The 24,966-nt window shown below is 61.7% G+C and carries 21 protein-coding genes; 3 read left to right on the top strand and 18 right to left on the bottom strand.

Features of this window, described 5'->3' with window-relative positions; translation table 11 throughout:
* The coding region (locus HMPREF2690_RS02585) for a hypothetical protein (RefSeq protein WP_168167275.1) at nucleotides 1-463 on the top strand (463 nt) is incomplete at its 5' end.
* A 134-nt stretch (nucleotides 464-597) separates the two neighbouring features.
* On the opposite strand, the gene HMPREF2690_RS02580 is transcribed toward HMPREF2690_RS02585, so the two are convergent.
* The 5 genes from HMPREF2690_RS02580 to HMPREF2690_RS02560 form a co-directional block, all read right to left on the bottom strand.
* Nucleotides 598-1,863, bottom strand: a complete 1,266-nt coding sequence (locus HMPREF2690_RS02580; protein WP_070820103.1) for an amino acid permease — start codon at nucleotides 1,861-1,863, stop codon at nucleotides 598-600.
* Nucleotides 1,864-2,294: 431 nt separating this feature from the next.
* Nucleotides 2,295-2,552: a hypothetical protein gene (locus HMPREF2690_RS02575; protein ID WP_070422082.1), complete on the bottom strand. Its 258-nt coding sequence runs from the start codon at nucleotides 2,550-2,552 to the stop codon at nucleotides 2,295-2,297.
* A 13-nt stretch (nucleotides 2,553-2,565) separates the two neighbouring features.
* Nucleotides 2,566-3,807: an inorganic phosphate transporter gene (locus tag HMPREF2690_RS02570; protein WP_083284876.1), complete on the bottom strand. Its 1,242-nt coding sequence runs from the start codon at nucleotides 3,805-3,807 to the stop codon at nucleotides 2,566-2,568.
* A gap of 144 nt (nucleotides 3,808-3,951) precedes the next feature.
* On the bottom strand, nucleotides 3,952-5,313 hold the full coding sequence (locus HMPREF2690_RS02565; RefSeq protein WP_070820102.1) for an SLC5/6 family protein: 1,362 nt from the start codon (nucleotides 5,311-5,313) through the stop codon (nucleotides 3,952-3,954).
* Between the two features lie 290 nt (nucleotides 5,314-5,603).
* Nucleotides 5,604-6,773 carry a Fic family protein gene (locus tag HMPREF2690_RS02560; protein ID WP_070820101.1) on the bottom strand — a complete coding sequence of 390 codons (1,170 nt, stop codon included), beginning with the start codon at nucleotides 6,771-6,773 and terminating at the stop codon, nucleotides 5,604-5,606.
* Between the two features lie 299 nt (nucleotides 6,774-7,072).
* Between HMPREF2690_RS02560 and HMPREF2690_RS02555 the strand changes: the two genes are divergently transcribed.
* Nucleotides 7,073-7,519, top strand: a complete 447-nt coding sequence (locus HMPREF2690_RS02555; protein ID WP_141761181.1) for a hypothetical protein — start codon at nucleotides 7,073-7,075, stop codon at nucleotides 7,517-7,519.
* Here the strand turns inward: HMPREF2690_RS02555 and HMPREF2690_RS02550 are convergent.
* The 10 genes from HMPREF2690_RS02550 to HMPREF2690_RS02510 form a co-directional block, all read right to left on the bottom strand.
* Nucleotides 7,516-8,163 carry a Fic family protein gene (locus tag HMPREF2690_RS02550; RefSeq protein WP_070820099.1) on the bottom strand — a complete coding sequence of 216 codons (648 nt, stop codon included), beginning with the start codon at nucleotides 8,161-8,163 and terminating at the stop codon, nucleotides 7,516-7,518. The two genes, HMPREF2690_RS02555 and HMPREF2690_RS02550, sit on opposite strands and share 4 nt — an antisense overlap.
* A 58-nt stretch (nucleotides 8,164-8,221) precedes the next feature.
* Nucleotides 8,222-8,557 (bottom strand): helix-turn-helix transcriptional regulator, encoded by a 336-nt coding sequence (locus HMPREF2690_RS02545; protein ID WP_070816743.1) that lies wholly within the window; start codon nucleotides 8,555-8,557, stop codon nucleotides 8,222-8,224.
* 13 nt (nucleotides 8,558-8,570) lie between these two features.
* A complete protein-coding gene (locus HMPREF2690_RS02540) occupies nucleotides 8,571-8,879 on the bottom strand; it encodes a type II toxin-antitoxin system RelE/ParE family toxin (protein WP_070422087.1) in 309 nt (102 codons plus the stop codon).
* Between the two features lie 205 nt (nucleotides 8,880-9,084).
* On the bottom strand, nucleotides 9,085-9,219 hold the full coding sequence (locus HMPREF2690_RS12460; protein ID WP_256365574.1) for a hypothetical protein: 135 nt from the start codon (nucleotides 9,217-9,219) through the stop codon (nucleotides 9,085-9,087).
* A 67-nt stretch (nucleotides 9,220-9,286) separates the two neighbouring features.
* Nucleotides 9,287-9,607 carry a hypothetical protein gene (locus tag HMPREF2690_RS02535; RefSeq protein WP_070820098.1) on the bottom strand — a complete coding sequence of 107 codons (321 nt, stop codon included), beginning with the start codon at nucleotides 9,605-9,607 and terminating at the stop codon, nucleotides 9,287-9,289.
* Between the two features lie 52 nt (nucleotides 9,608-9,659).
* The gene (locus tag HMPREF2690_RS02530; RefSeq protein WP_246819498.1) at nucleotides 9,660-10,424 is read right to left on the bottom strand and encodes an SDR family NAD(P)-dependent oxidoreductase; all 765 of its coding nucleotides are present in this window, start codon (nucleotides 10,422-10,424) and stop codon (nucleotides 9,660-9,662) included.
* Between the two features lie 30 nt (nucleotides 10,425-10,454).
* On the bottom strand, nucleotides 10,455-10,706 hold the full coding sequence (locus HMPREF2690_RS02525; protein ID WP_070422090.1) for a helix-turn-helix transcriptional regulator: 252 nt from the start codon (nucleotides 10,704-10,706) through the stop codon (nucleotides 10,455-10,457).
* A 70-nt stretch (nucleotides 10,707-10,776) separates the two neighbouring features.
* The gene (locus HMPREF2690_RS02520; RefSeq protein WP_141740813.1) at nucleotides 10,777-11,424 is read right to left on the bottom strand and encodes a hypothetical protein; all 648 of its coding nucleotides are present in this window, start codon (nucleotides 11,422-11,424) and stop codon (nucleotides 10,777-10,779) included.
* A 630-nt stretch (nucleotides 11,425-12,054) separates the two neighbouring features.
* Nucleotides 12,055-12,279 (bottom strand): helix-turn-helix transcriptional regulator, encoded by a 225-nt coding sequence (locus HMPREF2690_RS02515; RefSeq protein WP_034996602.1) that lies wholly within the window; start codon nucleotides 12,277-12,279, stop codon nucleotides 12,055-12,057.
* Between the two features lie 223 nt (nucleotides 12,280-12,502).
* Nucleotides 12,503-12,889: a hypothetical protein gene (locus HMPREF2690_RS02510; protein ID WP_070422092.1), complete on the bottom strand. Its 387-nt coding sequence runs from the start codon at nucleotides 12,887-12,889 to the stop codon at nucleotides 12,503-12,505.
* 370 nt (nucleotides 12,890-13,259) lie between these two features.
* On the opposite strand from HMPREF2690_RS02510, the gene HMPREF2690_RS12110 reads away from it, so the two are divergent.
* A complete protein-coding gene (locus tag HMPREF2690_RS12110) occupies nucleotides 13,260-13,580 on the top strand; it encodes a DUF4357 domain-containing protein (protein WP_168167274.1) in 321 nt (106 codons plus the stop codon).
* Here HMPREF2690_RS12110 and HMPREF2690_RS02500 read toward each other — a convergent pair.
* The 3 genes from HMPREF2690_RS02500 to HMPREF2690_RS02490 form a co-directional block, all read right to left on the bottom strand.
* Complete coding sequence (locus HMPREF2690_RS02500; protein WP_070820095.1) at nucleotides 13,577-15,916, bottom strand: 3'-5' exonuclease; 2,340 nt, start codon at nucleotides 15,914-15,916, stop codon at nucleotides 13,577-13,579. The two genes, HMPREF2690_RS12110 and HMPREF2690_RS02500, sit on opposite strands and share 4 nt — an antisense overlap.
* Nucleotides 15,917-15,921: 5 nt before the next feature.
* Nucleotides 15,922-22,263 (bottom strand): DEAD/DEAH box helicase, encoded by a 6,342-nt coding sequence (locus HMPREF2690_RS02495; RefSeq protein WP_070820094.1) that lies wholly within the window; start codon nucleotides 22,261-22,263, stop codon nucleotides 15,922-15,924.
* An 89-nt stretch (nucleotides 22,264-22,352) separates the two neighbouring features.
* Nucleotides 22,353-24,848, bottom strand: coding sequence for an AAA family ATPase (locus HMPREF2690_RS02490; RefSeq protein ID WP_141761180.1), 2,496 nt, complete (start codon nucleotides 24,846-24,848; stop codon nucleotides 22,353-22,355).
* Between the last annotated feature and the right edge of the window lie 118 nt (nucleotides 24,849-24,966).

Raw genomic sequence — 24,966 nt, 5'->3', positions numbered from 1 at the left:
GAAGATCGCCGCAGCCACCCTGGCAGCAACCATGGCCCTTTCCCTCGGCGCTGTTGACGCCAACGCCGCGTCCAACACGATGACCAAGGTCCAGGGCCGCAACGCCTGCAACATGACCTTTGACAAGCCGTCCAACATCGAATACACGAACGGTCTCAAGGACCCGGTCAAGGTTAAGAAGCTCCTGGACTCGGATAAGGCCAATAACCTTATCGACTCCGCCCAGACCTCCTCCAAGATTGGCGAGGCTTTCGGCTCCTCCGACGAGACCTCCGTCAATGACGCAAATAACCTCGCTGCACTCCGCGCTTGCGCCCAGGGCGAGACTTTCAAGTCCCAGCCGATCACTGACAGCGAGAAGGCCGGCATCATCGCAGGCACCGTCATCTCCGCTCTGGTCCTGATCGGTGGCGTTCTCGCCCCGGTCGTCGGCCCGATGATCCAGCAGTTCCTGCCGTTCTAATTTCGCCTTAGAACACCAAAGCCGCTCCGGCTACGACCGGAGCGGCTTTTTTTCGTTGGTACATACCAACGGTTGGCGCGAGCCCAATTGTCCGCAATGCGGAGTCCGCAACCCCCGTGCGGACCCTGCGCGCGTTACATAAACATCTGCCAGATGGCGACGCCCATGATGATCACACCGAGAACGAACACGAAGATGGTTTCGGGCTTGTTGGCAAAGCGGCGGAAGGCCTTGGCGTTGCGGAAGAGCAGCATCGGCACGATGTACACCAGGAAGGTGATGAATACGCCGCCGACGACAGAGATCAGGTCCAGGATGGACGGGTTGATCACGGCTGCAGCAACGGTGGTGACGAACACGAAGACGTAGATGCCCCAGCGCATGGCCTTGGGACTGACGCGGTCCGCGAACTTCGGGGCGACGGCGCGCACCAGGTAGGTGGTGCCTTCCTCCGCACCCATGACGTGGCCGAAGTAGGAGGACGCGATGGCGCACAGCGCGACGATGGGGGAGAGCACCGCCAGGAACGGGGCGTGGGTCTCGTTGGCCAGGTAAGACAGCACGGGGATGTTTTGCTCGCGGGCGGCGTCCATGCCGTCAGCGCCGAGGGCGAGGCTGCAGGACCAGACGAAGAACATGGTGAAGCCGACGAGCATGACCGCGGCGATGGCTTCGATTTTGGAGACGAGTTTCTCGGTGGCTTTTTCGTCGCCGTCGAAACGCTTTTGCGCATCGAGGGATGCTTGGGAGATCGCCGGCATGTGGCTAAAGGAGAACACGAACACCGGCAGGATCAGCAGCAGCGCCTGCCAGGTTGGGGTGTCGGACTGGTAGGAGCGGAAGCTGGCCAGGTCCCACTGGGGGATGAGGTAGATGGACACGGCCGCGAGCGCGATGATCAGCGGGTAGACCAGGATGTTGGCAAACGCCAGGGTCGCCTTCTTGCCCATGGCGTAGGCGCCGGTGAGCACACCCACGCACAGCGCCGCCAGGACCCAACGCGGCAGCTGCGGTCCGCCGAGTTGGTTGACCAGGAAGCTGTCCATCGTGTTGGTGATACTCACGCCGTAGATCAGCACGATGGGGTAGATGGAGAGCCAGTACATCAGGCCGGTCATCAGCCCGCGGGTGCGGCCGGACAGCGCGGTAACCACCTGCAGGACGTCGAGGCCCTTCACCGGGGAGGCCGACACGATGCGCGAGTAGGTGCGGTGCGACATGAACACCATCGGCAGCGCCAGCAGCGAGATGAAGATGAGGGGGAGGATGCCGAACGAGCCGGCGTCGATAGGCAGGAACAGGATGCCCGCACCGACTGCGGTACCGAACAGGGTGATCGCCCAGGACAGGGTGCTGCCGTCGGGCGCGTCAGCGGCACGTTCGGCCTTGATTTGCCGCATGTCCGCATCTGTCAGATGGTTTAAGTTAAATTCACGCGCTGGTGTGGTCAATGTCGCCCTCCTCGTTAGGGGGTGTCATACGCCACACGGATCATAGACCACGCCTTTGCTTATCGACGAAAAACGCCCGCGGCCCCAAACCTCAGGGACGCGGGCGTACATGCCGTTTACCGCTTATGCGCGGGGGAGGACTGCCAGCGGGGACACGTCGATGTGCGTGGCAAGGCCACGATCCTCATCGCGGAACCACGCGCGAATCTGGTCGAACAGGTTCATCATGCGGGTTCACCTCCTTTCAAAGCGTGAAGGTTGTTCACCTTCCGTTCATCTTGAGGCAACCCTAGGCCGGGCCAAATAGTTTGTCAACACCAACGATTGGCCCGTGCGAATAATCCCTGCATACGCACTAAAAATTAATGTGACGCATGTGACTAGAGGAACGGATACGGGTCCCATCCGGTGAAGTACTCAATGCGCTCGCGAGCGATCAACAGAATCGCTGCCACCACCGCCACCAGCACCACAGCCAGGAACACCCAGCCGATCACCCGGCGCGCACCCACGGGTGCCGTGCCGTCCTCCTCAGGCGACAGGAAGTGGATGCTCAACGAGAACAACGCCGGCAGGCCAGCGCCGAGCAGCAAGCCGGTGCCGAGCACCATCAACAGAGACTTCAGAATTTCAAGCATGACCTATACCTCTTTACTGGTGGTCCAGGCCGCGGGTCGTATCCACGATGTGGGCGGGTTCGCCGCGGTGGGGGGTGGTGGGTTCGTCGATAAGCGAATCGCTCTCCCAGTCATCGTTGACATTGTCGCGGTGCACCGGCTCGCGCTGCGCCACGATGAACATGTAACCGCCGCAGATCACAAGCACCACTGCCAACATGATGCCGCCCCACACGAGGTCGCCGCCAAAGTCCGAGACCCAACGGGCCGCCCACCAGGTGACAAACGCGACGAACGCGGCGATCGGCAGGGTGGTGATCCACGCGATGGCCATGCGGCCGGCAACGCCCCAACGCACCTCGCCCTTCGGGCCCGTCAGGCCGGAGCCCATGATGGAACCGGTGGCGACGTGGGTCGTCGACAAGGCCATGCCCAAGTGCGACGACGTCAGAATGATCGCCGCCGACGACGTCTCCGCAGCCATACCCTGCGGCGGGTGAATCTCCACCAGACCCTTGCCCAGGGTGCGGATCACGCGGAAACCACCCGAGTAGGTGCCAATCGCGATCGCAAGCGCACAGGACGCCTGGATCCAAAACGGCATCGTGTGATCCGAATCAAACTGACCCGCGGCCACCATGGCCAGGAAGATCACACCCATCGTCTTCTGAGCATCCGACGTACCGTGCGCCAACGCCACCAGCGACGCCGTGCCAATCTGGCCCCAACGGAAGTAATTGTCGCGGTGCTCCTTCTCCGCATTCGACGTCAGGCGGTACACCAGCCAGGTGCCAATCATTGCGACGAGACCAGCCACGAACGGCGCAAACAACGCCGGCAGGATGATCTTGTGCAGCACGCCGCCCCACACGACGCCCTGCCAGCCAATCGCCGCGATCGCCGCGCCAATCAGGCCGCCGAACAGCGCGTGTGACGACGACGACGGGATGCCGTACAGCCACGTAAACAAATTCCACAGAATGGCGCCCGTCAGGCCCGCGAACACGACCAGCAGGAGCCGCTCCGATTCAACCGTGTCGCTGAGGTCAAACACGTCTAGCTTCACAATGCCGTTGGCTACGGTCTTTGCCACCGCCACCGACAAGAACGCGCCGATGAGGTTCAAAATGCCAGCCAACGCCACAGCCGTCTTCGGCTTCAACGCGCCAGTAGCAATCGACGTCGCCATCGCATTCGCGGTGTCATGGAAGCCGTTCGTGAAATCAAAAAACAGCGCCACAACAATAATTAGGACGAGGAGGATAGTGATGCTCACATCCTGGCATTATGCGCCCTAATTAGCACTTAAGAAACTCACGGTCGCGCCATTAACCTCCCGTTTACCAAGCCCTTTGGTGCTACTTTGCTTTACCTGGGGGTTTCCGGTCTACGGCACCTAGCGTTCACCTTCTGGGGGTAGTTAGCCAGCCACGATGTTCCACACAGTGACACCCATGATCACCAACCCCACCACGAGCACAAAGATCGTGTCGGGGCGACGCGCGTAGTGCTTAAACGCTACTGCCTTATGGAACAGCAACACCGGCATGATGTAGACCAAGAACGCAACGAAAATGCCGCCGACCACCGAAATCATGTCCAGAATCGACGGGTTCGCCACCGCCACCAACACCGCGGTGACAAAGACGAAGATGTTGACGGACCAGCGCAGGGTGGTCGTCGATACGCGAGACGCAAAGCCCGGCGCGACCACGCGCACGAGATAGCCGGTGCCCTCCTCCGTCCCCAGGAGGTGACCGAAGTACGACGTGACAATCGCAGCGATGGCAATGATCGGGCTCATCCACGCCATGAACGGCGTATCCGTCTCATTGGCCAAATACGACAGCACCGGCACGTTCTGCTCGCGCGCCGCATCCATACCCTCCGCGCCGAGGGCCAACGCGCACGACCACACGAAAAACATAGTGAACGCCACCAGCATCAGCGCCGTGACCAACTCCACCTTGGACACCTCACGCTCGACGGCCTCAACGTCGCCGTCCTTCTTCTTCTGCACATCCAACGCGAACTGGCTCAACGCCGCCATGTGGCTGAACGAAAACACCAACACCGGCAGAATCAACAGCAGGCCCTGCCACACCGGAACATCCGACTCGTAGCCACGGAAACTGGCAAAGTCCCACCGCGGAATCAGATACAACGACACCGCCGCAAGCGCAATGATCAGCGGATACACCAGTGCGTTCGCGATCCACAGCGTGATCTTCTTGCCCAACGCATAGGCACCCGTCATGATGCCCACCGACACCGTGGCCAGCACCCACCGGTCCACCTGCGCGCCACCCAACTGATTGACGATGAAACTGTCCAGCGTGTTCGTAATCGAAATGCCGTAAATCAACACCGTGGGATAAATCCCCAGCCAATACAGCACCGCCGAGGCGAACCCCCGCTTGCGGCCCGTCAGCGCCGTAATCACCTGCAGCACATCCAGGCCCTTCACCGGCGACGCCGCCACAATGCGCGCATACGTCCGATGCGAGAAAAACACCATCGGAGCAATAAGCAGCGTAGCGACGACCAACGGCCAGAACCCGAAACTCCCCGCATTAATCGGCAGAAACAGGATGCCCGCACCCACGCCCGTGCCGAAAAGCGTGATCACCCAACGCATAAACGAACCGTCTGGTTCGTCGCCCTCACGCTGCTCCTTGATCTGGTCAATGTCCGCGTCGGTGAGGTTGTCCGCGTCGAACTCGTCACGCGCGAGCTCCAGGTGTTCATCGCTGTACTGCTCAGGCAGGTCCGCGTTAGTCATAAAGAATTACGGTACAGGCGCCTCCGGCACGCTGCGTGTTTTTGTGCGGTGGGGTTGTCGGTGGATCGTGCGGAACGCCAAGGTGAGTCGGGGGCGTTACGTTCATATGCAGGGCTCGATATGCGTAAGTGCCGGTCAGAGCGTTTTCCGAAATTTCGGCCGATTTTCCCAGAAACGCCGTGACCAGGGGTTACGCATATCGAGACCTGCATATGAAGCCTGGAGGGGCAGCGTGAGAGCCGAAACGGAAACTGGTAACGACGCAACCGCGGCCGGCGCTAGGTTCGGCGCTAGGTTCGGCGGCCGGCGTGGTCGGCGAACTCGTCGAGAAGTTCGAGCACGTCGGGGGAGCGCCACCCGCGTTGGCGCTTATCTAACTGTGCGGACACGGCGATCCCGTCGGCTTCCAGGCGCTCGAGTGCGTTGCGGGCGGTCTCCGCTGACACGCTGAACTCTGCGGACACGGCGGCGGTCGTCAGCACGGGGCGCTGCACGAGGAGGTCGAGGACTTGCCAGGCGAGGGCGTCGGCACGTGCGGTGAGCAGGCCGTTCCACTCGTTGCGGATCTGCGTGAGCTCTTCTGCCAACCACGCTCCGCGCCGTGCGGCTTCGACCGATGCCCGGGCGAACAGTTGGACGATGCTATCGACATCACCAGCGCGGTACGCGTCCAGTGCTGCGAAATATCGTGTGGTGTCGGTGAGGAGGCTGGCGGAGATGGGCAGTGCGGTGGTCGTCGCTAAGCAACGGCTCCGCATTAACACGTGGACGAGCGCTCGCCCTGTGCGGCCGTTGCCGTCGGCGAACGGGTGGATCGTTTCAAACTGCGCGTGCGCAATCGCCGCCTGCGCCAGCGCCGGCATGTCGTCGCGCTGCATGAACGCGCCGAGGTCCTTCATCAACGCCTCGAGGTGGCGGTGGTGCGGCGGAACAAACAGAGCGCCGGCGGGGGAGTGGTCGCTACCGCCGATCCAAACCTGCTGGTCACGCAGCCGCCCTGCGATGTTCGGCGAAGACTGCCCCAGCAGAATCCGGTGCATCTCTACGATCCCCTGGACGTCGGCCCGCGCGTTCTCCACCGCCGCCGCCATCTGCCGTGTGTTGGCCACAATGAGGTTCGCGTTGGCGCTGCCTCGTCCAGTCACCTCGGCTTCCAGCACTTTCCTTGCCGACGACGTCAGCTTCTCAATCCGACTCGACGCCACCGACTCGCTCCGCAACAACAACGGCGTAAACGGTACGACCCGGTGTGCCTCGGTGGCGTCGAAACGAACCGTCTCAATCGTTGCTGCGTCCAGGATCGTCTGCGTCTCCTGCGACAGTGCAACGCGTTCGTTGGCAATGCGTGGCACCACGGCCGCTGCGTATTGACGCGGCGCATTCCGAATCGCCCGCCGCGAGTACCCAGCAGGCGACGGTGTCCACGGCAGCGTCTCACTACCAACCTTGGGCCAAGTCATGATTTTGACGCTACCACCAAACTTTTGGCCTTAAGTTTGGCAGTTTGCGCGGACCGCCAAGGTTTCGGTGGTCTCGCCGGGCCGCCCGTTTCGGTGGCCTCGCCGGGCCGCCCGTTTCCGTGGCCTCGCCGAACCGCCCGTTTCCGTTCATATGCAGGGCTCGATATGCGTAAGTGCCGGTCAGAGCGTTTTCCGAAATTTCGGCCGATTTTCCCAGAAACGCCGTGACCAGGGGTTACGCATATCGAGACCTGCATATGAAGCCTGGAGATAGCGTTAAGGCCGGTACGCTCGTCGCCATGACTCAGCCAACCCGCAGCGCATCGCTTCACGACGACACCACCACCGACCGCCTCACCCAATCCGCCATCGCCGGCGCCCTGATCGCGGTACCCGACTACGTCCGTTCCACCCCAGGACGCATCTTCGCGTGGACGGCGATCCTCGGCGCGTACGCGACGGCGGTGGCGAAGTTCGACACCGTCTACGAAGACACCGACCACGACGTCACCGCCAAGGTGGAGGAGAAGCCCGACACCACGAACCCGAAGGTCACGTGGGGGTTGTTCGCCGGGGGGATCGCGCTGAATGCGCTGGGCCTGCGCCTGCACGTTGTCGTCCAGACGAAACTCGCCCGCGCACTGGAGCGCCGCGGGGTGAAGAAGCCGCACACGTTGCTCGGCGCCGCGTTTGCAGCGGTGATGTTCGCGGTGCTCGAGGCCGCCGCACGGGTCAGCCTGCGCTAGCGCTGCCTATCGACGAACGCTCGCCCCACCAATAGCTCCCTCACCGGCTCCTTCTCACCGAAGACGTAGAACCGGGCGAGGAAATCGTTGAAGTGCTCGGCGACTGACGGGTCCTTCTCATCGAAGGGGACCGTAAGGAGCAGGCTCGACCCCTCGCCGATGAGGTAACTGTTCGCGGCGAAGATAGCGGTGCGCTTGTTGCCGTCTTCGAACGGTTGCGCGCGGGCAATCTCGAGAAACAGGTCGACCGCTGCGTCTTTGCTGGTGTCGCTATTGAGCGTCTCGGTGATCAGGACGTCCAACGCCTGCTCCGACACAGCCGGCGGCTCGTGGCGACCGTAGCGGGTGCGCACGCCGATGCCCTGGTCGTTAGTACGCAAACTGCCCGGGTTGAGCGCGGCGCTTCGCGTCAGTGTGGCGTTGATCCGCCGCAGGTAAGAAGCACTTATGGGAGTTGCGGTGTTGCTAAGGATGAACTCGCCGGCTGCCTTGAGATCCTCGAGCAGGGCGAGGTCACCGCGGCCGCGCACGCCGGTGGTGTCACCGGTTTCGAGGAAACGACCCGTGGCGGGCCTGCTAGTGGAGAGGTTGTCGAAGACGACACCCGCGGTGAAGATGACCTCGAGAAGTTGGCCGACGTTCATGGGGGCCTCCCGGTTCCGGCGGTTGGGGTTGATGGGATCGAGTGTAGGGGGCGGTTAGTTACTGAGCGCGCCGCAAGTCCGACACTTCGCGGTGGCGGGCTCGCTCTCGAATGTTCGCAAGCCGCTCCTGCGCAACAGAGTCATGGGACTGCCTCCAACGCAGGTACGTGTCCTGCAGGTTCAGCCACAGCTCTGCCGAAGTTCCCAGCGCCGCACCGACGAGGGCTGCTGATTCTCTCGTGAGCTCGTGTTGCCCTGAAATCAACGCTTCCACAAACGTCGTTGGCTGGCCCAGAATTTCTGCAAAGTCTTCTTCACTCCAGCCGCGCGCTTCCAATTCTTCAGCCAGGTAGTCTCCGACCGGAAAAGCTTCGGCCAGTGGTTGAGTAGTCATCGTTCACCTCCCATTAGTGGTAGTCGACCATCTCGATCACAACTACGATGCGTCTATCTTCATCTGTCTCAAACCGAATGACAAGGCGAAATTGCCTGTTTAATCGAATCGATGAGGTACCGACTCGATCGCCTCGAAGTTGCTCGAGTCTTAAGGACTTCAGCGCTCGCAAATCTCTTTCGTCACTGACATTTGCAAGTACCTGAATCTTGCGACGAAAGGCTCGCACCAGCTCGGGAGACCAACGCTTTGGCTGGAACGTGGAATCTTCGGCAAGGCGTTTAAGGATCTTGTCTTCGAAACGAATTCTCACGCAGACCATGACTCCGTCTGGTGAAAACACCGGCCGTTTGAGAACTTGCCTAAATTACGCGTTGGCCCGCTTGCCCACCCTTTTCTCCCCATGAGAAGAAGTGTAGAGAGCGATCTACGGTCTGCATAGCCTCTGACTGCTCATTTGAGTGAACACTTCCCCGCGGAAAACCGCACCAAACGAATAAAGTGCTAAACAAGCAGCGCTTGGGGGTTCACACGCAAGACGCGCCGATGCTGGCGACCTCGCTCGACTGGAGGAACCGACCTGTCGCGAGCCAGCTGGTGGACAGATTGTCGAACACGACACCCGCGGTGAAGATGACGTCGCGGAGCTGCGTGACGTTCATGGGCACCTTCCGGGACAGCGGCGAAGACGGACAGCACCGAGTGTAGGGGGCGGATGCGAGGGGTCAGTTACTCCTCGTCTGGCAGTGGCTCACCGTATCCGGTGAGAAGGCAGAGTGTCGAAAGGTTGTTGTAGATCTCGATACGTTCCGCCTTGAACTTCCAGCACAACGTGCCGAATAGGTCGCCAGGGTTCACGCCTTCTTTGCTTTTGGCCACGAACAGGTGGGCAAGACGGTTGGCGAACTCTTGGTCGTGCCCCTCCACGGTTGCTCCGCCGCCCGCTGTTCTGCGGTCGGAGTAGATAACGTTCCATCCACCGTTGGGCGACTCGATAACCGCAACCTCACCAGCCCCCGAGACAAGACCATATGGAAGATAACCAGCCATTGCTACTCCTCGTGACGCTGACCCGTAATCATCTCGTCCCGCGCAGCTACGTCTAGTAGACCTTGTTGGTTCCGCCATCCACCATGAGTGTTTGGCCGGTGATGTAGCGGGCGTCGCGGCTAAGCAAGAATGCGACGACCGGGGCGACGTCTGTCTCTGGGTCGCCGAAACGACCGAGCGGGATGCGCTGCAGAGACTGCTGGTAGAGCTCCGGGAATGCCTCGGACCACTTCTGCACGCCCTCGGTTAGCGCCATCGGACCGACGACGTTGACGCGAATGTCGTCCTTCGCCCACTCGTTGGCTACCACGCGTGAAAGGCCACGAATCGCTTCCTTAGCTGCCGCGTACGCCGCCTGGGTGGGCTGGCCGATAATGCCGGCACCGGAGGCGAAGTTCACGATCGCGCCACCGTTGTCTTTGAGGTGCGGATAGGCAGCAAGCATGAAGTTCTTGGTGGCCTCGAAGCCGGTGCCGAAGGACAGGTCCCAGTCCTCCTGCTCTAAATCGGTGAACGGCTTCTGCCGCGATGCGTGTGCGTTGTTGACCACGCCGGTGAGCTTGCCGAACTTCTCCACCGCAAGCTCCACGGCCTTCTTCGCGGTCTCCGGCTTGCTCACGTCGCTGCTGAGGAAGACAACGTTGTCGCCGAGGTCTTTCTCGAGGGTGGCGCCGGCGTCGTCGTTAATGTCTACGGCAACTACCTTCGCTCCACGTGCGACGAGGATGCGCGAGATTGCCCCGCCGATGCCTGCCGCACCGCCGGTGACCACGGCGACCTGATCCTGCAACTGCGTGTTCATATCTTGAGTGCTCATAAACCCGAGTGTAGGGGCGGATTGGCGAGGTTACCCGTGCCTCCACGCAAGAAATGTGTCTTGCAGATTGAGCCACAGCTCTGCCGAGGTACCACGTGCTGCTCCGACCAGCTCAGCGGATTCCCGCGTAAGCTCCCGCTCGCCCGAGATGATCTCTTTAACAAAGCGCGTCGGCCGTCCCATGATCGCGGCGAAATCTGCTTCGCTCCAACCACGTTCTTCTAATTCCTCCGCGAGGAAATCTCCCACTGGGAACGCTTCTGCCAAAGGTTGAGTAACCATTGTTCACCTCCGTCAGTGGACCATCGGAGGACCGTCAGTGGACCTCCAGTGGCCACTGACGATACCGCCGCTACGCGGGCCGCATCCCCCAACTGCTGAACCGGTGCCGGTCTACCGCCTCCTCCACGGCATACACCATGTCCCGAAGGGCACCGTACCCCGCGAGCTTCGCCTCCAGGTCCACGATCAATTGCAGGCCATCGACCCACATCTCCATAACCACGCGCGGTTCCGCCGTCCCCGGCGCGAACAGCGGCAGCGGGAAGTACGCTGAGCCGGAGTCTTTACCGATTTCACTGCCATCCACCTCGCTGCATTTGTAGTTCAGGCCCATCTCTGCCAGGCCGTCACCAGCCAATTCAGCGCTAGGTTCTGGGAACTCAACCTCTCGGATTTCCACCCGCATCGCGCGATCCGCCTCGTCCGCATAGGAGAGAGGTTGCGGCAACACGCGTGAGATGGTGTCGCAAATCGGCCCCATCATGTCCAGACGTCCGGCGTCGTCGCATTCCCGCGCGGAGATCGCGAGCCCGTATACGCCAGCAAACCGCAGTTCGTGCGCGAGTGCCTCCCCGCTGATCTCCACCATCAACCTGGCCGCCGAACCCGCTGATTCGACGGTTGTCGCCTGCCGCATCAGCAGCAGCAGCGGCAAGCCAGCCATCAAAACGATGCCTGCGAGGTGCTCAGCCACCTCACCTGCTTCCGGCTGCTTCATACTGACCGTCCGACGCTTTCTGGCCGCCCGATTCAGTCCGGCAACAACCGCGTGCCCAAGCTCCCGCCCGGAACCGTCAATCTCACCGAATCGGTTCGCAACAATTATCCGGCCCCCAACGTGCGTTCCCGCCGCTTTGGCCCCAATTTTCCAAGTTTTCATCCCCATGCCCGGCAGCCTACGTCGCACCCCGCGCGAGCACAGCCCCTCACGTGCTCATTTCAGTGGACATCCGCCTACCGACGCACCAAAGGTTTTCTCACTACAAACAGTTGGTGAACACCCAATTGTCCGCAATGCGGAGTTGTTAGAGCCAGTCTGCGCCCTTGTCATCGAGATCGACCATGGCGGCCCACCACAGTCATATGCAGGTAGCTCATCCGCAGCATTTGACCCCGCCGATTCCTCAGACCGCCTCAGTGTCTGACGGAGGTCGTTCTTTTCAGCCGCTAACTTGGCTGCCTCGAGAATGTCCGAGAAGAGATTGATGGAGGTGCTCATGCCGAAGATACCATTAAGCGTCAACGCTTCAGGCAATAGCTCCATGCCCGGCAGTTTCAAAACTTGGCGGCCTCAAACAGTTGGTGCGTACCTACTTGTCCGCAATGTGGAGTCCGCAAGGGGCGACGCTCAAAATCGCCCCAGCTCGTCAGCTCTATGCACGACGGGTTCAAGGTCGTACCCGAGCACGGCAAGAACGTCGATCACCTTGCCGATCTCCGCCGTCGGCTTACCGTGCTCCAGCTCCCGAAGGAACCGGTCCGACACGTCGGCAAGCTCGGCGACCTCCAGTTGGGTCAGCCTCCGCTCCTTACGCTGGGCGCGCACAAAGCTGCCGAGTGCCTCTATGTCCACGTGTCACGTCTCCTCGCTGACCGTATGCTGTTACGGAACGTTCGCACCGAATCTGTTCCTATAGGCCGTGAGGTTAGCGCAAAACAGCGCATTTCGGTGTGTTCGCTCCGACTTGGAGGCAAGCGCCCTCAATTTCAGATCGGCACGTTCGTTTCGCCGAGGGCAAGCTCGCAGGGTGGCCTCGGCCGCATACACGCAGCGATCTGCCTATCTACGCACCGGCTTAGCCCAGCGGCGCGTAGCCAAAGTCACCGCGCTGCACCTGACTGCGGGCATTCGGGTCGAAGGTTGCGCACAGGGCTGCCGCCACGTAGCGCACACCGCCTGCCGGCGAAGAGGAGCCGACGCGCTCGGCGCAGTTCTCCAGGGCTGGCAGGCCGATACTCTCCCCGGGCGAAGTCATGGAGAAGAAAGACGCGGCCATCATGGTGTTGCCATCGGCGCGCACGTATTCCGAAGAGCCCTTAATAGCTTGCCAAGCAATCGCCCCGACGGGATCGGTGCGGAACTGGTCCCGCTCAGTAGGGGTCAGCTCGGCGTTAGCAGCAGGCGCGGACAGTGTTGTGATGAGTAGTGCTGCTGTTGCAGCAAGGAGAGGAAGCTTTTTCATAGGAACACTCTATCTCCCGCGCCACAGTTTTCCTCGGCATTGCCGACCCCGGCTTAACTGATGGCGCTGCGCAACTGTCGAATCTCGGCAGGCCCCACACGGCGCAATGCGGAGTCCGCAAGGGTTGACCCATCGGCGACCTCCGTCACCTCAATCTGAGTCAGGATTACGCTCAACCCAAGCGGAGCTGGACGAGTTTATCGAAAACACCAACCTCATCATCAGCGCTCTAGGCGTTTCCGCTTTCCAGCCGAAGGCAACTTCGTCGAAGTCTCGCACCTCGACCAACACGGCTTCAGCTTCGGCGCGCCCGAGCGACGACGAAGAACCGATCTTCGAGCTCACCGTTCTCAGCCAAGGTGTTCAAGGCTTGGGCCAGCGCACCACTTCCGGTTTCCTCGTCCTCGAGGGATCCACGTTGCGGCCGGAGCTGCGTCCCAGCGCCCCGCGAGGGGTCCACGCTACCCGGGAGCGCTACGCGGACCAGATCCAGGACAACACGCTGACCTCAGACTTGGAGTTCACCAGCCCGTCCGCCGCAGCGGCGTTCCTGGTGGGCGGTGCAGCAAACGGCAGAACGATGTGGCACCTGCAGGATGAACCGTCCACCACGCTCGCAGCCTGGGAAGACCGCGAGGGGGACGAAGCCGACCAGCAGGCAGTGCTGCCCGAGCCGCCCGAAACCCCCTAACCCTCCGGAAGCAGCTCCGACCGGTCGCCGACGGTTGTGATCACGAGTTCGTCGCGGGCTCGAGAAGCAGCGACGTACAAAAGCGATCGTTCGCGCTGCAGGGCTTCGCGGGCATCGGCTTCAGAGAGGTGCTTGAGGCGGTAGCGCACCGGCATGATGTCTTTGCCCACGCCCATGAGGATGACGTGGGTGAATTCCAGACCTTTGGCGCCGTGCATGGTCATTACGCTGACCTGCTCGTGGGAGGCGAGTTCGGCGTTTTTGGTTTGCACGGCGTCGATGCCGTGGGCGGCGAGTCCCGCAACCACGCGAGAGAGTTGGCCGCGGGTGCGGCACATCACGCCGATGCGGACTTCGGATGCGTTGTCGACGTCCAGCCAGCGGTTGATGCACTCGGCAGCTGCGGCGAACTCCTGTTCCTCCGAGGTGCAGGACAGGATCTCGGGGGCGGGGCCGGTGCGGGCGGAACGGTAGTAGTTGACGTTGTCTTCTTGGCCTTCGGCGTCGATAAACGCGGTGTCGCCACCCAGCAGGATGCGCAGGGCGTAGTCGAGGTTCTGCTTGGTGGTGCGATAGTTCAGGGTCAACCGGTTGGAGGCCCGCCCGCGGGTGGAGATGCCGAAGTGGGACAGGGTCAGCGGGTTGCCGTAGATGCGCTGGTGGGAGTCTTCGGCGATGAAGATATCGTTCGGTCCCGGCGCGACGCAGGCGCGGAGGAAGTGCCAGTGGCCGGCGTTGAAGTCCTGGGCTTCGTCGACAATGACGTGCTCGAACATGGCCTCGCCACCACGCTCGCGACGCACGTTCAAGATCTCGGCGCCGACGGCGGACATGGTGGGCCAGAAGAGTTGGCCGTCGATGGCTTGGGTGTGCATGACCGATTCGAGCACCGCCCAGACCTGTTTGCGCTGCTTGCGGTTCAGTGGGGTGCCGCGGCCGGTGCGGGCGACTTTCAGATACTCAGCCTGGGTCGTGATCCTGTTCGCCAGGACGACGGTTTCGTATTCGGCTTGGAGGAAGGTGTCGTTAGCTATCTCGCGCGGCATGGCCTCGTCGGTGCTTTCGATGGCGGCGTCCCACACGTTGCGAGCGGCGAGGTCGGTGTAGGGGCGGACGTGTGAGACGGAATCCCCAAGCACGCGCCGGGTTGCTTCCGCGACTTCCCCCGGGGTTCCCAGGGATACGGCTTTGCGGACGACGGCGTCGATGTTGTCTACCCAAACGCCGGGCTCACCGGGCTTACCCGCTTCGGGGTATGACGCGTTCAGCGCGTTGAGCTGCGACTTCAACCCGTGGGCGAGGCCTTTGGTGAAGGTGGTCAGCAGGATGGCCGGCGGGGTGTCACCGGGGGCCTGGTTGGCCACTTTGCGGCGTGCGAGGTTGTTCGTGCGGTGCACAGCGACGACGGTCTTGCCGGTGCCGGCGCCGCCAAAGACACGGGATGAGCCATTGCGTGCGCCTTCAGCCATGCGGCGCTGCTCCGGGTGGATGTACACGCGCCACTGGTTGAAGGATCCGGACTCGATGACGGCGCGCAGGGATTCGGTCTCAACGTCATCCACGTAGGCGAACTCCAGCCCGGCGGCTGCCTTGCGCAGGCCGGCGAGCAGGCGGGTGTCCTCCGGTGCGGCGGCGTCTTCGGAGGAGACTTTCTCCAGGTCGAGTGCTTCGCGGGTTTGCTCGATGTCGTATCCAGCGACCAGGGCGAGCATGGCTTCGTGCTCCCACTTGGGGCGGTCTGCAAGCAACGCGTCCAACTCGGCCTCGGTGTCCAACTCCTGCGCGCGCGTGGTCAGCGCTGGGTCGATGCCCAGTTCGTCCCAGAGTTGCTGCGGGGTGTAGCCAGAAAGCGCTTCGCGCGGAACAGCGGTGTGCGTATCGACGACCTCCGCAACCACACCGGAGCCCTCATCAACAGCCTGCTTCTCCGCCAACTCCTGGGCGGCCTGCGCAGCGGCCTCGGCCTTCGCCTGCGATTCGGAAACGGCCTGCTCAGGTGTCTCCTTGATCAGGGTGGTGATGCCGTTGATGGGGTTGACTTCGAGGCGCAGTGTGGCGGGGTCGAGGCGTTCGGCTTTGAGGTTGCCTTCGTCGTGGGAGTCGACGTCCACAAGCACGAAGTGGTGCGTTTCGTCGTCTTTGATCTCGAACAAAACAGCGCGGAACTGGTCGTTGATGCGGCCGGTGCGGACGCGCTTGTCCACGGCGTTGGACAGCGTCTTGATCTTCAGCGACGGGTTGGTTGGGTCCACCGAGAGCTTCTGCAGGAAGTTCATCGTCGGTTTCATCAGGGAGCCGTCGAGTTTGAGGCCGCCGTAGAGGCTGAACGTCACCATGGTTGTCACTCCTTGCCCAGCAGTGCGGCCGGGATTGTTTGCGGGTTCAGACTACCGGGGTAGAGCAGGGTCCAGCCCTCGTTGCGCAGTTTGGTTTCGGTGTCGGCGTCGGCGCCTTCTTCGTCAAGCATGAGGGCGATCTGGTGCTCGACCCAGGTCACCGCGGTGGGCAGGCCGAGGAGTTCCTCGCCGATTTCCTCGGTTTCGGCCGCACCTGCCTCCGCGAGCACCTGCAGCGCGGCGACCACGTCGGATTCGTCCTCGAACTCCTCGATTGCTTCGGCCCACATGCCGGATGCTTCCTGGGCGGCAGGTTGGGGCGTTTGCTTTTCGACGACCTCCTGTCCGCCGCCTTCACCAACCTCAACCGTGACGGCATTGTTGGCGAGCCAGATGATGTTGGCCAAGCGGAGAAAGTCGCGCCAATTCTCCTCCGTGATCGAGCCGGGGGTTTCCGCATCGACCGAAAGGCGGCGCGGCAGCATCGTGGCGCCGACGGGGGCGATGTCGATGTGGATCTCATTGCGCAGCGTCAACCGCACGCCGTGTTCGGTGCGGCTGGGGCGGGTGAAGCCGCGCAGCAACGCGATGAGAGCCTGGTCCAGCACAGCGTAGGACGCACGGTCCGGCTCCGCGAGGTAGGTGAGCAGCTGGGTGACGGGGGAAGCTTTCATGAACTTCATGGCGGCGTCATCAACCGGCTCGAGGCTTCGAGCCAGCGCCTCGCCTTCCTCAGTGATCCAGGCTGGGTCGCCCGCGGTGCGCGCGACCTCCTCGTCGAACCACTTCAGGCCGGCGTCGGTCACGTTCCACGGCAGCACCTGCTTGTCCTCGTAGTGCAAACGGTTGCGCTTGTCGATGTCCCCGGGGAAGCGGTAGTTCGCCGCCGCGAAGTGATACGCCGCGCCGTCGGTGTACACGGCCACGTCGCGCACGTCGCGACGCCGCCTGGGGGAGAAGGTGAAGTCAGGCGTGGTGTAGCCCCTGTTCAGCTGCTCCCGCATCGACCACTCCTCGCCGTTCGGGAACGTGACCAGCCACTCCACGCCACCGGCGTTCGGGATGTCCTTCACCGTGGCGTTGCGCGCCTCCAGACCTTTACGGATCTTCTCGCGGAAGCGCACCTCCAGATCGGACGCCTGGTCCAGCTTCGGCGCCTTGGTCTGCGGCTCCCACGTGGCCTTCAGCGGGTCTTCGTCGGGCGAAGGGTGGTCCTGGTTGGTCAGGATGGAACGCAGGGCGCGCTCGGCGGCGGCGCGGGAGGTGACGTCGATGAGCTGCCAGCGCGTGTACGGCAGCAGGCAGTCGGGACAGGCGAGGCGGTCGTCGTCCTTGCACGCGCAATCACGCACAGCCCTAAAAGCGTGCTCCATGAGCTTTCGCACGTCCTCGGGCGAGGCGAACTGGGAGAGGTACCCGGTGCCGCCGGGGACGTTGTCGTGCATGAGCAGCGCCTCGACGGTGGTGCCGCGCCCATCGGGTACGCGCACCGTCTCCACGCTGAGGTGGTCCGGGTCACCACCGAGCACCTCTTTGAACCCGAGCTTCACCGCGGCGGTAAGACTCGGAATGGTGGCGTTATCGCCCGCGGTGAGCTGCACCGGCACGTGCAGCAGCACGCCCTGGGTTTGCAGGGTGCGGTTCAGCGCAACCGTGACCGACTCTTCCTCGCGCGCGGTGCGCTTCGGGCACCAGGGGCGGTGGTCCCACTTCGAGTTCTCACCCTTTTGCGAATCCAGGTGGCCACAGTAATTGCACACGGTAAACAGTGGCGCGTCGATCTCGTGGTCCGCGAGCATCTTTTTCGTCGCAGGGCCGCGGCCCAGGTTGAACCAGCTCAAGTTCACGTACCGCAGGTACTCCGCGCCGAATCCCTGGGAGAGGAACCAACGTCCCCCGCGCCCGCCCTCAGGCACGGAGAAGCTCAAGGTGGTGTGGTAGCGCAGTTCGTGGCGGTCGTCGCGGGAGTCGTCGATAGTCGCGCGCGTCTTGTCCACCTCTGCAGAGACGCGACGCATGCGCACCGTGTCCAGCACCTGCCCCTTATCCGCGAACGCGCCTGCACCACACTCCGGGCAGGCAGCAGGATTGCGAGAGGAGTCCACACGCTCGCCGTAAGAGCAGGCAGGGCACAGGCGCCACTGCTCGATGTCTGCGCCGCTCATGCCCACCTCGACCGCGTCGATAGTGGCGGCGATGCCGCGGGCGTAGAACGTGTTGCCGGGCGCGAGCTCCGTCAGCGCGGAGGAGATGCCGCGGGAGAGCTCGAACGTCTCCGGGTCAATCTGCATGGTGGACGGATTGAGCTGGGAGACCACGACGGCGAGCTCCACGGCGTCGTCAAGCAGCGTGAAGTTGGGCAGCAGGCCGTAGCGCTCCATGGCGGAGATCCAGTAATCGTCCAGAAGCAATTCGCCCAGGTCACGCGACACACGCCGGAATGCTGCCTTGGTGCTGCGCTTCTCACGCTCTAGGTCTGGGTCGGCGTTCTCGGTGCCCGCGTTCGGGTCCGCCTTCGCGTCCAGCTCGTTCAGCCGAGTGCGCAGGATCTCCTGGCGGGCGGTGAACTCCTTAACCTCCGAGTCCCACAGCGTGCGGGTGCGCTGCATCTGGCCGGTAAGTGAATCGGGCCCCTGTCCGCACGCCCACGCGCGCACGCCATCAACGGTGGTCTCGTCCACGGAACCTGCGACGGTGGCAAGGAATGCCTCCACCCGGGAGTTCACGCCTTGAGCGACCTCGTCCGCAAGCACGTCCAAAAGCGACTCTTTGCGGAAGCTGAACACGTCGCGCGCCTTAGCCACCTCGAACCCGTACGCGTTGAAGTCGAGCGTGTCCACCAGGTAGGCGGTGGTCTGGCGGCGCAGGATCTCTGTCGCGGAGAGGAACGCCGCCGGTGGCACCACCGAACCGTCGATCACGGATAGCGGCTGGTTCAGCTTCGGCAGCGTAATCCCTCGCCCCTGCACGAACGCGAGCACCAGTGAGTTGCCGGTCAGTCGCCCGGCGCGCCCCACGCGCTGCACGTACGAAGACACCGACCGCGGTAGGGACGCGAGCATCACCGTGGACAGGTCGCCGATATCGATACCCATCTCCAACGTCGGCGTTGCCACCAGCACGTTCGGCGCACTCGGGTCGTGGGTCGCTTCGCCGCCACGGAAGGCGCGCTCCAGCGCGAGACGCTCCTCCTTCGGGATCAACCCAGTGTGCTCCCGCGCCACAATCGCACGCGGGGTGGTGGACGAATACAGCCGCGAGTAGTAGCTCTCCTCGATTCGCTCCACACCCAGCGCGCCGGGGCAGCCAGGGGTCGGGCACGGCATGCCACGAAGAAGCGAAAGCGCATACTTATCGACGCCCAGCGGTGCATTACACACCTCACACTGCAACAGCGCCGGCTCGTCCTCACACCGCACCACCACGCGCTCCGGCGGGATGGCGTAGATGGTGCCGCCGGTGTCGGTGGAAATCGCCATCAGCGCGTCCCGGTTCGCCAACTCCCGGAATACGTTGGTGAGCACCAGCGCCGCGTCGTGCGTAGAGATCCCCAGTACCTTCGACGTCCACCGGGCGTAGCGCCCGCGCGGACTGCCGAGCGGGGTGAGCCCGCGGTCCTTGTCATCCACCGCCGGGCCGGAACGCGGGAACTCCGGCGCGCCACCTTTGGGAAAGCGTCGCATGCCCCGCGCCTTGGCGTAGCGGTTGTGCAAGCGCCACGAGTTCGCGTCGTCCTGCAGGTAACTCTTAAACATCGGCGTATACACGCCGCCGCGGTCACGCACCTGCTCCAAAAGCCCGCGCATCCACCGCAGCTGCACCTCGTCCGCGCTCGTATCGACGACGTCGAACAATCCGGCGTCAATGCTCTTCAGCGCCTCACCAGCCGCCTCCAGCAGCACTGCGTCATCCACCGTTACCGACGGCGTGAGCGCACCCGTGGACGCTAGCGAACGCGGCAGGTGCGCGCGCTGCCCGAACTCCAGCGCGGCGTCCAACTCGAGACGCTGCAGCACCGCACGGGTGGCCTCGCGCCGGGCGTTCTCGTCCGCGTCCTTGGCCCAGAACGGCACGAACGTAGGTGCTTCCGTGATCTCCGGCGGCAGCAGCTCGAAGCGCGCGCGCAGCGGGTCCTCGGCGATGTCCGCGCGCTCCAGGATCCGCAGCGCCATCTGGGCGATCGTCACTCCCTCTTCCTTAGCGTCGGAGCCTGCGACGGCGTCAACTACACGCTTCATCAGCGTACGAATCCCGAACGCCCTCGACCGCGACTGCACGAACCCGGCTCGGTGCGCTGCGTCCTGCACCGAGTCCGCGAACACGAGCGTCTTCTTTTCCTCTTGCGCCAGCTGCGGCATGCCGAAGAGATTGGACAGTCCCACAGAGAGCAGCGTTGCCACGCGCGAGCCGATGTAGCGCACCGCGTCTGGCTCCCCGCAGTTCGGGCACACCTGCTCACGCGCATAATCCGCCGCGTTCAGTCCCGAATACGTGAGCACGGGCACCGAGCGTCCCTCCGCACGATCCTCGTCGCTCGGCTCGCTGGTGCTCAGCGTGCGCGTGGACGTGTGGAACCACATCAGCGCACGCTTGCCATCCTCGCCATCAAACGCGCCCGGTTCCATGCCTTCGGCGACGGCGCGCCGGTACTCGTTCGTGGCGTCGATAAGTGGCCGCGGGAGCTCAGGCTTATCGACGCTCGCCTTCCTGATCGCCGCACCATCCAGCACCACAGCATCGGTACCCGGCTCAAGCGCGGTCATCCACCCGGCGCGACCGCACTCGCGGCAGTAAATGGCGGGCAGCCACACCGCGGAATCCTCGGTGCCGATGCGGCCGTCGTCCGCGAACCGGAACACCTGGCCGTCCTCGGTCGGCGTGACGGCGCGCTCGATGCGGGAGACCTCGCGCACCCACAGGTGCGTCTCCACACCGGGCAGACGTTTGCCGCCAAACCCGTACGCCTCGCCGGCGAGCGCACGCAGGTGCGCTACGGCTGTGAGCAGGTGAGTGACAAACTCCCGCGCGGTGTCCTCGCCCAAACTGCGCCGCACGATCGGGTCGAACATCGCCTCCGAGAGAGTCTTTGTGTTTTCGCCTTCGCGCTTGATCAGGGGCTTGGGTTTGCCATCGCCTTCCAGCAATGCCTGTGTGATTGGATGCACCGCGTACGCCGCGATGGTGGTCTCGAGGTCCGCGCCCGCATCCACGCCCCACAACTGTGTGCGGAAGATGTCCAGCACCACGTCCGCGTGGTCGCGTCCAGAGGTGTCGTTGGCGACCGCGTCCACAATCCCGCGCAACTCATCGATATCCGGTGGCAGGGGAGTGTCATGGCTTCCGAAGGTCTGCGTGATCTCCTCGGTCCACTCGGTGTACGTGAGCGTCTTCTCGCTCACCATCGCTTCCGGCCTGAACGTTTCACCGAAGATCATGCCCGCGAACTCGAGTACCTTCGATCGGTCGTCATCCCCACCCAGCGTTGCCGACGTCGCCACTGGCGTAACCCGTCCCAACGGGTTCGACGCGTACTCGCCGAGGAACCCCTCCGGTTGGTACTCCTTGAGCATCAACCCGAGGCGGCGCAGCAGCAGTGCGACATCGGTGCCCTGCGCGCCGTCGTACGTGTGAAACTCGTCCAACACCAGGTACTGCAGCGATGTCGCGGACTTGCTCCAGATCTCCCGGTCTTCCGGGCGAAGCAGTAACTGATCCAGCATCTTGTAGTTGGTCAGCAGGATGTCCGGCGGGTTGAGGCGCATCTCGCTGGGGTCGTTGATCAGCGAGTGTTCCGTCACCTTCTTCACACTGCCCTTGGCCTCACCGGTGTAGATACCGGCCGTAACACCCGCCAGCGCAGGCTCATTAGCGATCAGCTTGGCCAGGCGATCCGCCTGGTCGTTCGCGAGCGCGTTCATCGGGTACAGCAGCAGCGCTTTCACACCGGTGTGGCCCTCAGCCCGGGCACGCGCCGCGTGATCCAGCACGGGATAGAGGAAGGACTCAGTCTTGCCCGAGCCGGTACCCGTGATCACCAGCGTGGGATCCGGGCGGCGATCCCCTTGCTCATCCCGGCTACGCAGCCTGCGGAACGCTTCCGCCTGGTGGTGGTACGGCGTGAACCATGATGGCATCCAATCCAGGATCCCGTCCCAGCCGACTGCACGTGCGTAGGGAAGCCGCACCCGCACGTACGGCCCGTGGAACATGCCACGCTCCGTGTCTTCCAGGAACGCCTTCAGCGCGGTGGACGTCTCCGGGTTCGCCAGGGAGAACGCGGTGGCTAAGTACTCGGAGACACCGCCGAGGACGTGCTCGGATGCGTGGACGGGAATGAGGGAAGACACAAGATCAAGCTTATTCTTCGATAACGCGTCAAGCGGTCAGATCCATGAGGCATCTTCTTAGGCTTTACCCACATCAAAGCTAAGTGTGTTCACCCAAGATGAAGTCCATACCTCCTCGCGCGGTCACGGAAGGCGTCCTCCGCTCCCTCCAATACCCTGAGCATCTCTGTTTGCATGCCTCCATCGGTAATCGAGCCACTAGTCGCCGAAAAAGTCTCGCCATCGAAACTGCAAGAAATCACTTGGTCTGGATCACCCAGTACACCGATGTTGGCATTGTGGGTAACGACGATAACCTGGCGCTTCAATCTTGCGCGATCTAGCGCCGGGATCAATAGGCGTTTGATTGCATCATTGTCTAGGTTATCCTCCGGTTGATCTATCAAAAGTACGTTCCCAGATTCATCAGCTTCCAGAATGAATAACAGCAGAACAAGACCTCGCTGACCAGGAGATAATGCAGCAAGCGGCCTTCCATCAAGGGAGAGTTCAACGCGGATGTCAAACGAGCTGAAGTCGGTTAAGTACTGAAGAAGTTCGAAGTTATCGACGAATCCTCCATTTTTCTTGAGCAGCTCATGTTGTTCCGCCTCCAGAATGAAATCCAAGACGCCCCTCATGTAGCGCTCCACGTCTTCAAGAGCTAACTCGGTAAATCCATTATCGAACGCTCTTCTGTCGTCACAAATGCGTTCGATTTCGTCGGAACCGCGGACCTTAATCGACGACAAGACGTTCTCCGCATTGAAACGGTCTGCTACCTTGACCTCAACCTTCACGCTTCCATCGCCGAGGTTGAGTTGACTCAGCGTCTCGTTCAAAAGATTGGATAGCGAATGCGCAGCTTGAAGATTGTCCTTGTGGGAGCACAGAGCTGAATCGGCCAGCTCGGCGGCAGCTTTCCGAAGTGCCTTACGGTTCTTGTCCTCATCCTCGAAAAGCCTTTTTATTCCGTCAAGGGACCACTTGTCCTGAGCTGGATCTGTAACACCACTCTTAAGCTGTCCCAGTAGTCGTCGATTGCGATTATCGTGGTTCTCAGACTCAATTCTTTGGTGGATATCCCGGTCGGCACCGCTGAGTCCTCTCAGTACTTCAGCTGACTCAGCCTTGATGCTTCGCATATGAGAATGCATGGCTCTAAGTTCTGAGTTCAACTCCGAGAACCACTGCTCAAAGCCAGTTTCGAATTGCTCCCTATACCTAGTGAGAACGTCGTTCCACTCCAGTAGCTCGCTGGGCTCAGATGCCTCTAACTGCAATGATTCAACCCAGTGGCTGATCGTTCCTTTAACTTGGTTCCGAACTGTGTCGGCTTGATCGATTCGAGAAAGACGTGCACCGATCGAATTCGCCCGCTGAACCCATCGAGTTTCAGACTCGCGAATCAAAGCCGACTGAGTGTGTGGATCAACGACTGGAAGCACATCGACCGCGCTCGTTCCAACGGGCACGGATTGAATTCCATTCTCTATTTCAGAGATTTGGATTTCTATGTCCCTCTTCTTTTTCGCAAGTTTCAGCGAGTCGATCTCAATGATTCGCTTAATCGCTGAACTTGCATTTCGGTGCGTTCTTTCGAGGCTGTTATCGTTCGAAATCCTCGAGCTCTCACTACGAAGAGTGTTCTTGAGTCCATCCAGCGAGGAAGCCCCTCTACGTTCGGTGCTCGGGATACGCCTGAAGAGTAGATCACCAATCAGTTGCTCCAGATCTTTCGACCCACTGGTGTTGGGGTCCGCACTACAAAGTTGCTCGATGCGAGCTTGCGGGAAATAATCCACCCGATTGCACGACGCCTCTGCGTTGGTTATCCAAGTAAATTCAATCTCGGCTTCGTCTCCCCACGTTGAGCGAAGTTTGTACCCCTCTTCCTGCTTCCTCGCCGGAGTGAACCGTTCACTGTTAAGAAAGGCGAAATTAATTTTCGGATCGGTGTTAGCTGCGATTGCAATCCAATCTGCCAACGCAGACTTACCCTGCCCGCGATTTCCAATAACCACCGCGTAGCCTGGATTCAGGTCCATCCCATAGTCGAAATTTACTAGTTTGCCGCTTGGTCGCTTGACGGAGATGTGTTTCAAAACATTGCCAGCCAAGCCGAGCTGGCGTTTGCGATCGTCCGGTTCCCCATAAGAAAGACGCTGTTCGAACTTTTTGATTGCGAATGCCAAACTGTCAAAATTCGGTGAACAGCGAACCCACGTCTTTGATTTGCCAAGATGCCGGCTTGGCTCTACGCCGTCATCAAACCGGTGCGCATCGGACGCGTGAATCAGAGGAATATCATCTCGAATTCTCCGTAGCTTATTTTTGTTATTTAGAAATGATTCCGTATCCGGGGATGCCAGGAACGCACCATCCACTTGAAAGAGATAGCGCTTTTCCATTCCTTCAAATCCAATACTCTCGATCTGTTTAGTTTCGCTGTACCCGATGAATTCCAGCGTGCGGTATTGGAACCACTCTGGCTGCAGCAGCTTCTTTACCTGGTCCCGATCCACCGCGAATGATCTTTTACCAATTTTGAGTAATTCTGCATTTGATGGATTATCCGACGAGGCCTCCACGGTTCCTTCATCCACCAGTCGCCGCCCGAGCTCCGTCAGCCCATGTTCTGTGTAGCTATAGGGAACTCGACTCCCGTCAGCGTATCTGTACGAACACGTCTGCTGAGTGCGCGTAGTTGGTAGGGGTATTCCG

Origin of the sequence: Corynebacterium sp. HMSC034E11 (assembly GCF_001835905.1) — a bacterium.
GTDB classification, from domain to species: domain Bacteria; phylum Actinomycetota; class Actinomycetes; order Mycobacteriales; family Mycobacteriaceae; genus Corynebacterium; species Corynebacterium coyleae.
Note: the sequence above shows the minus strand (reverse complement) of the source record. Positions and strands in the feature narration are given on the sequence as shown.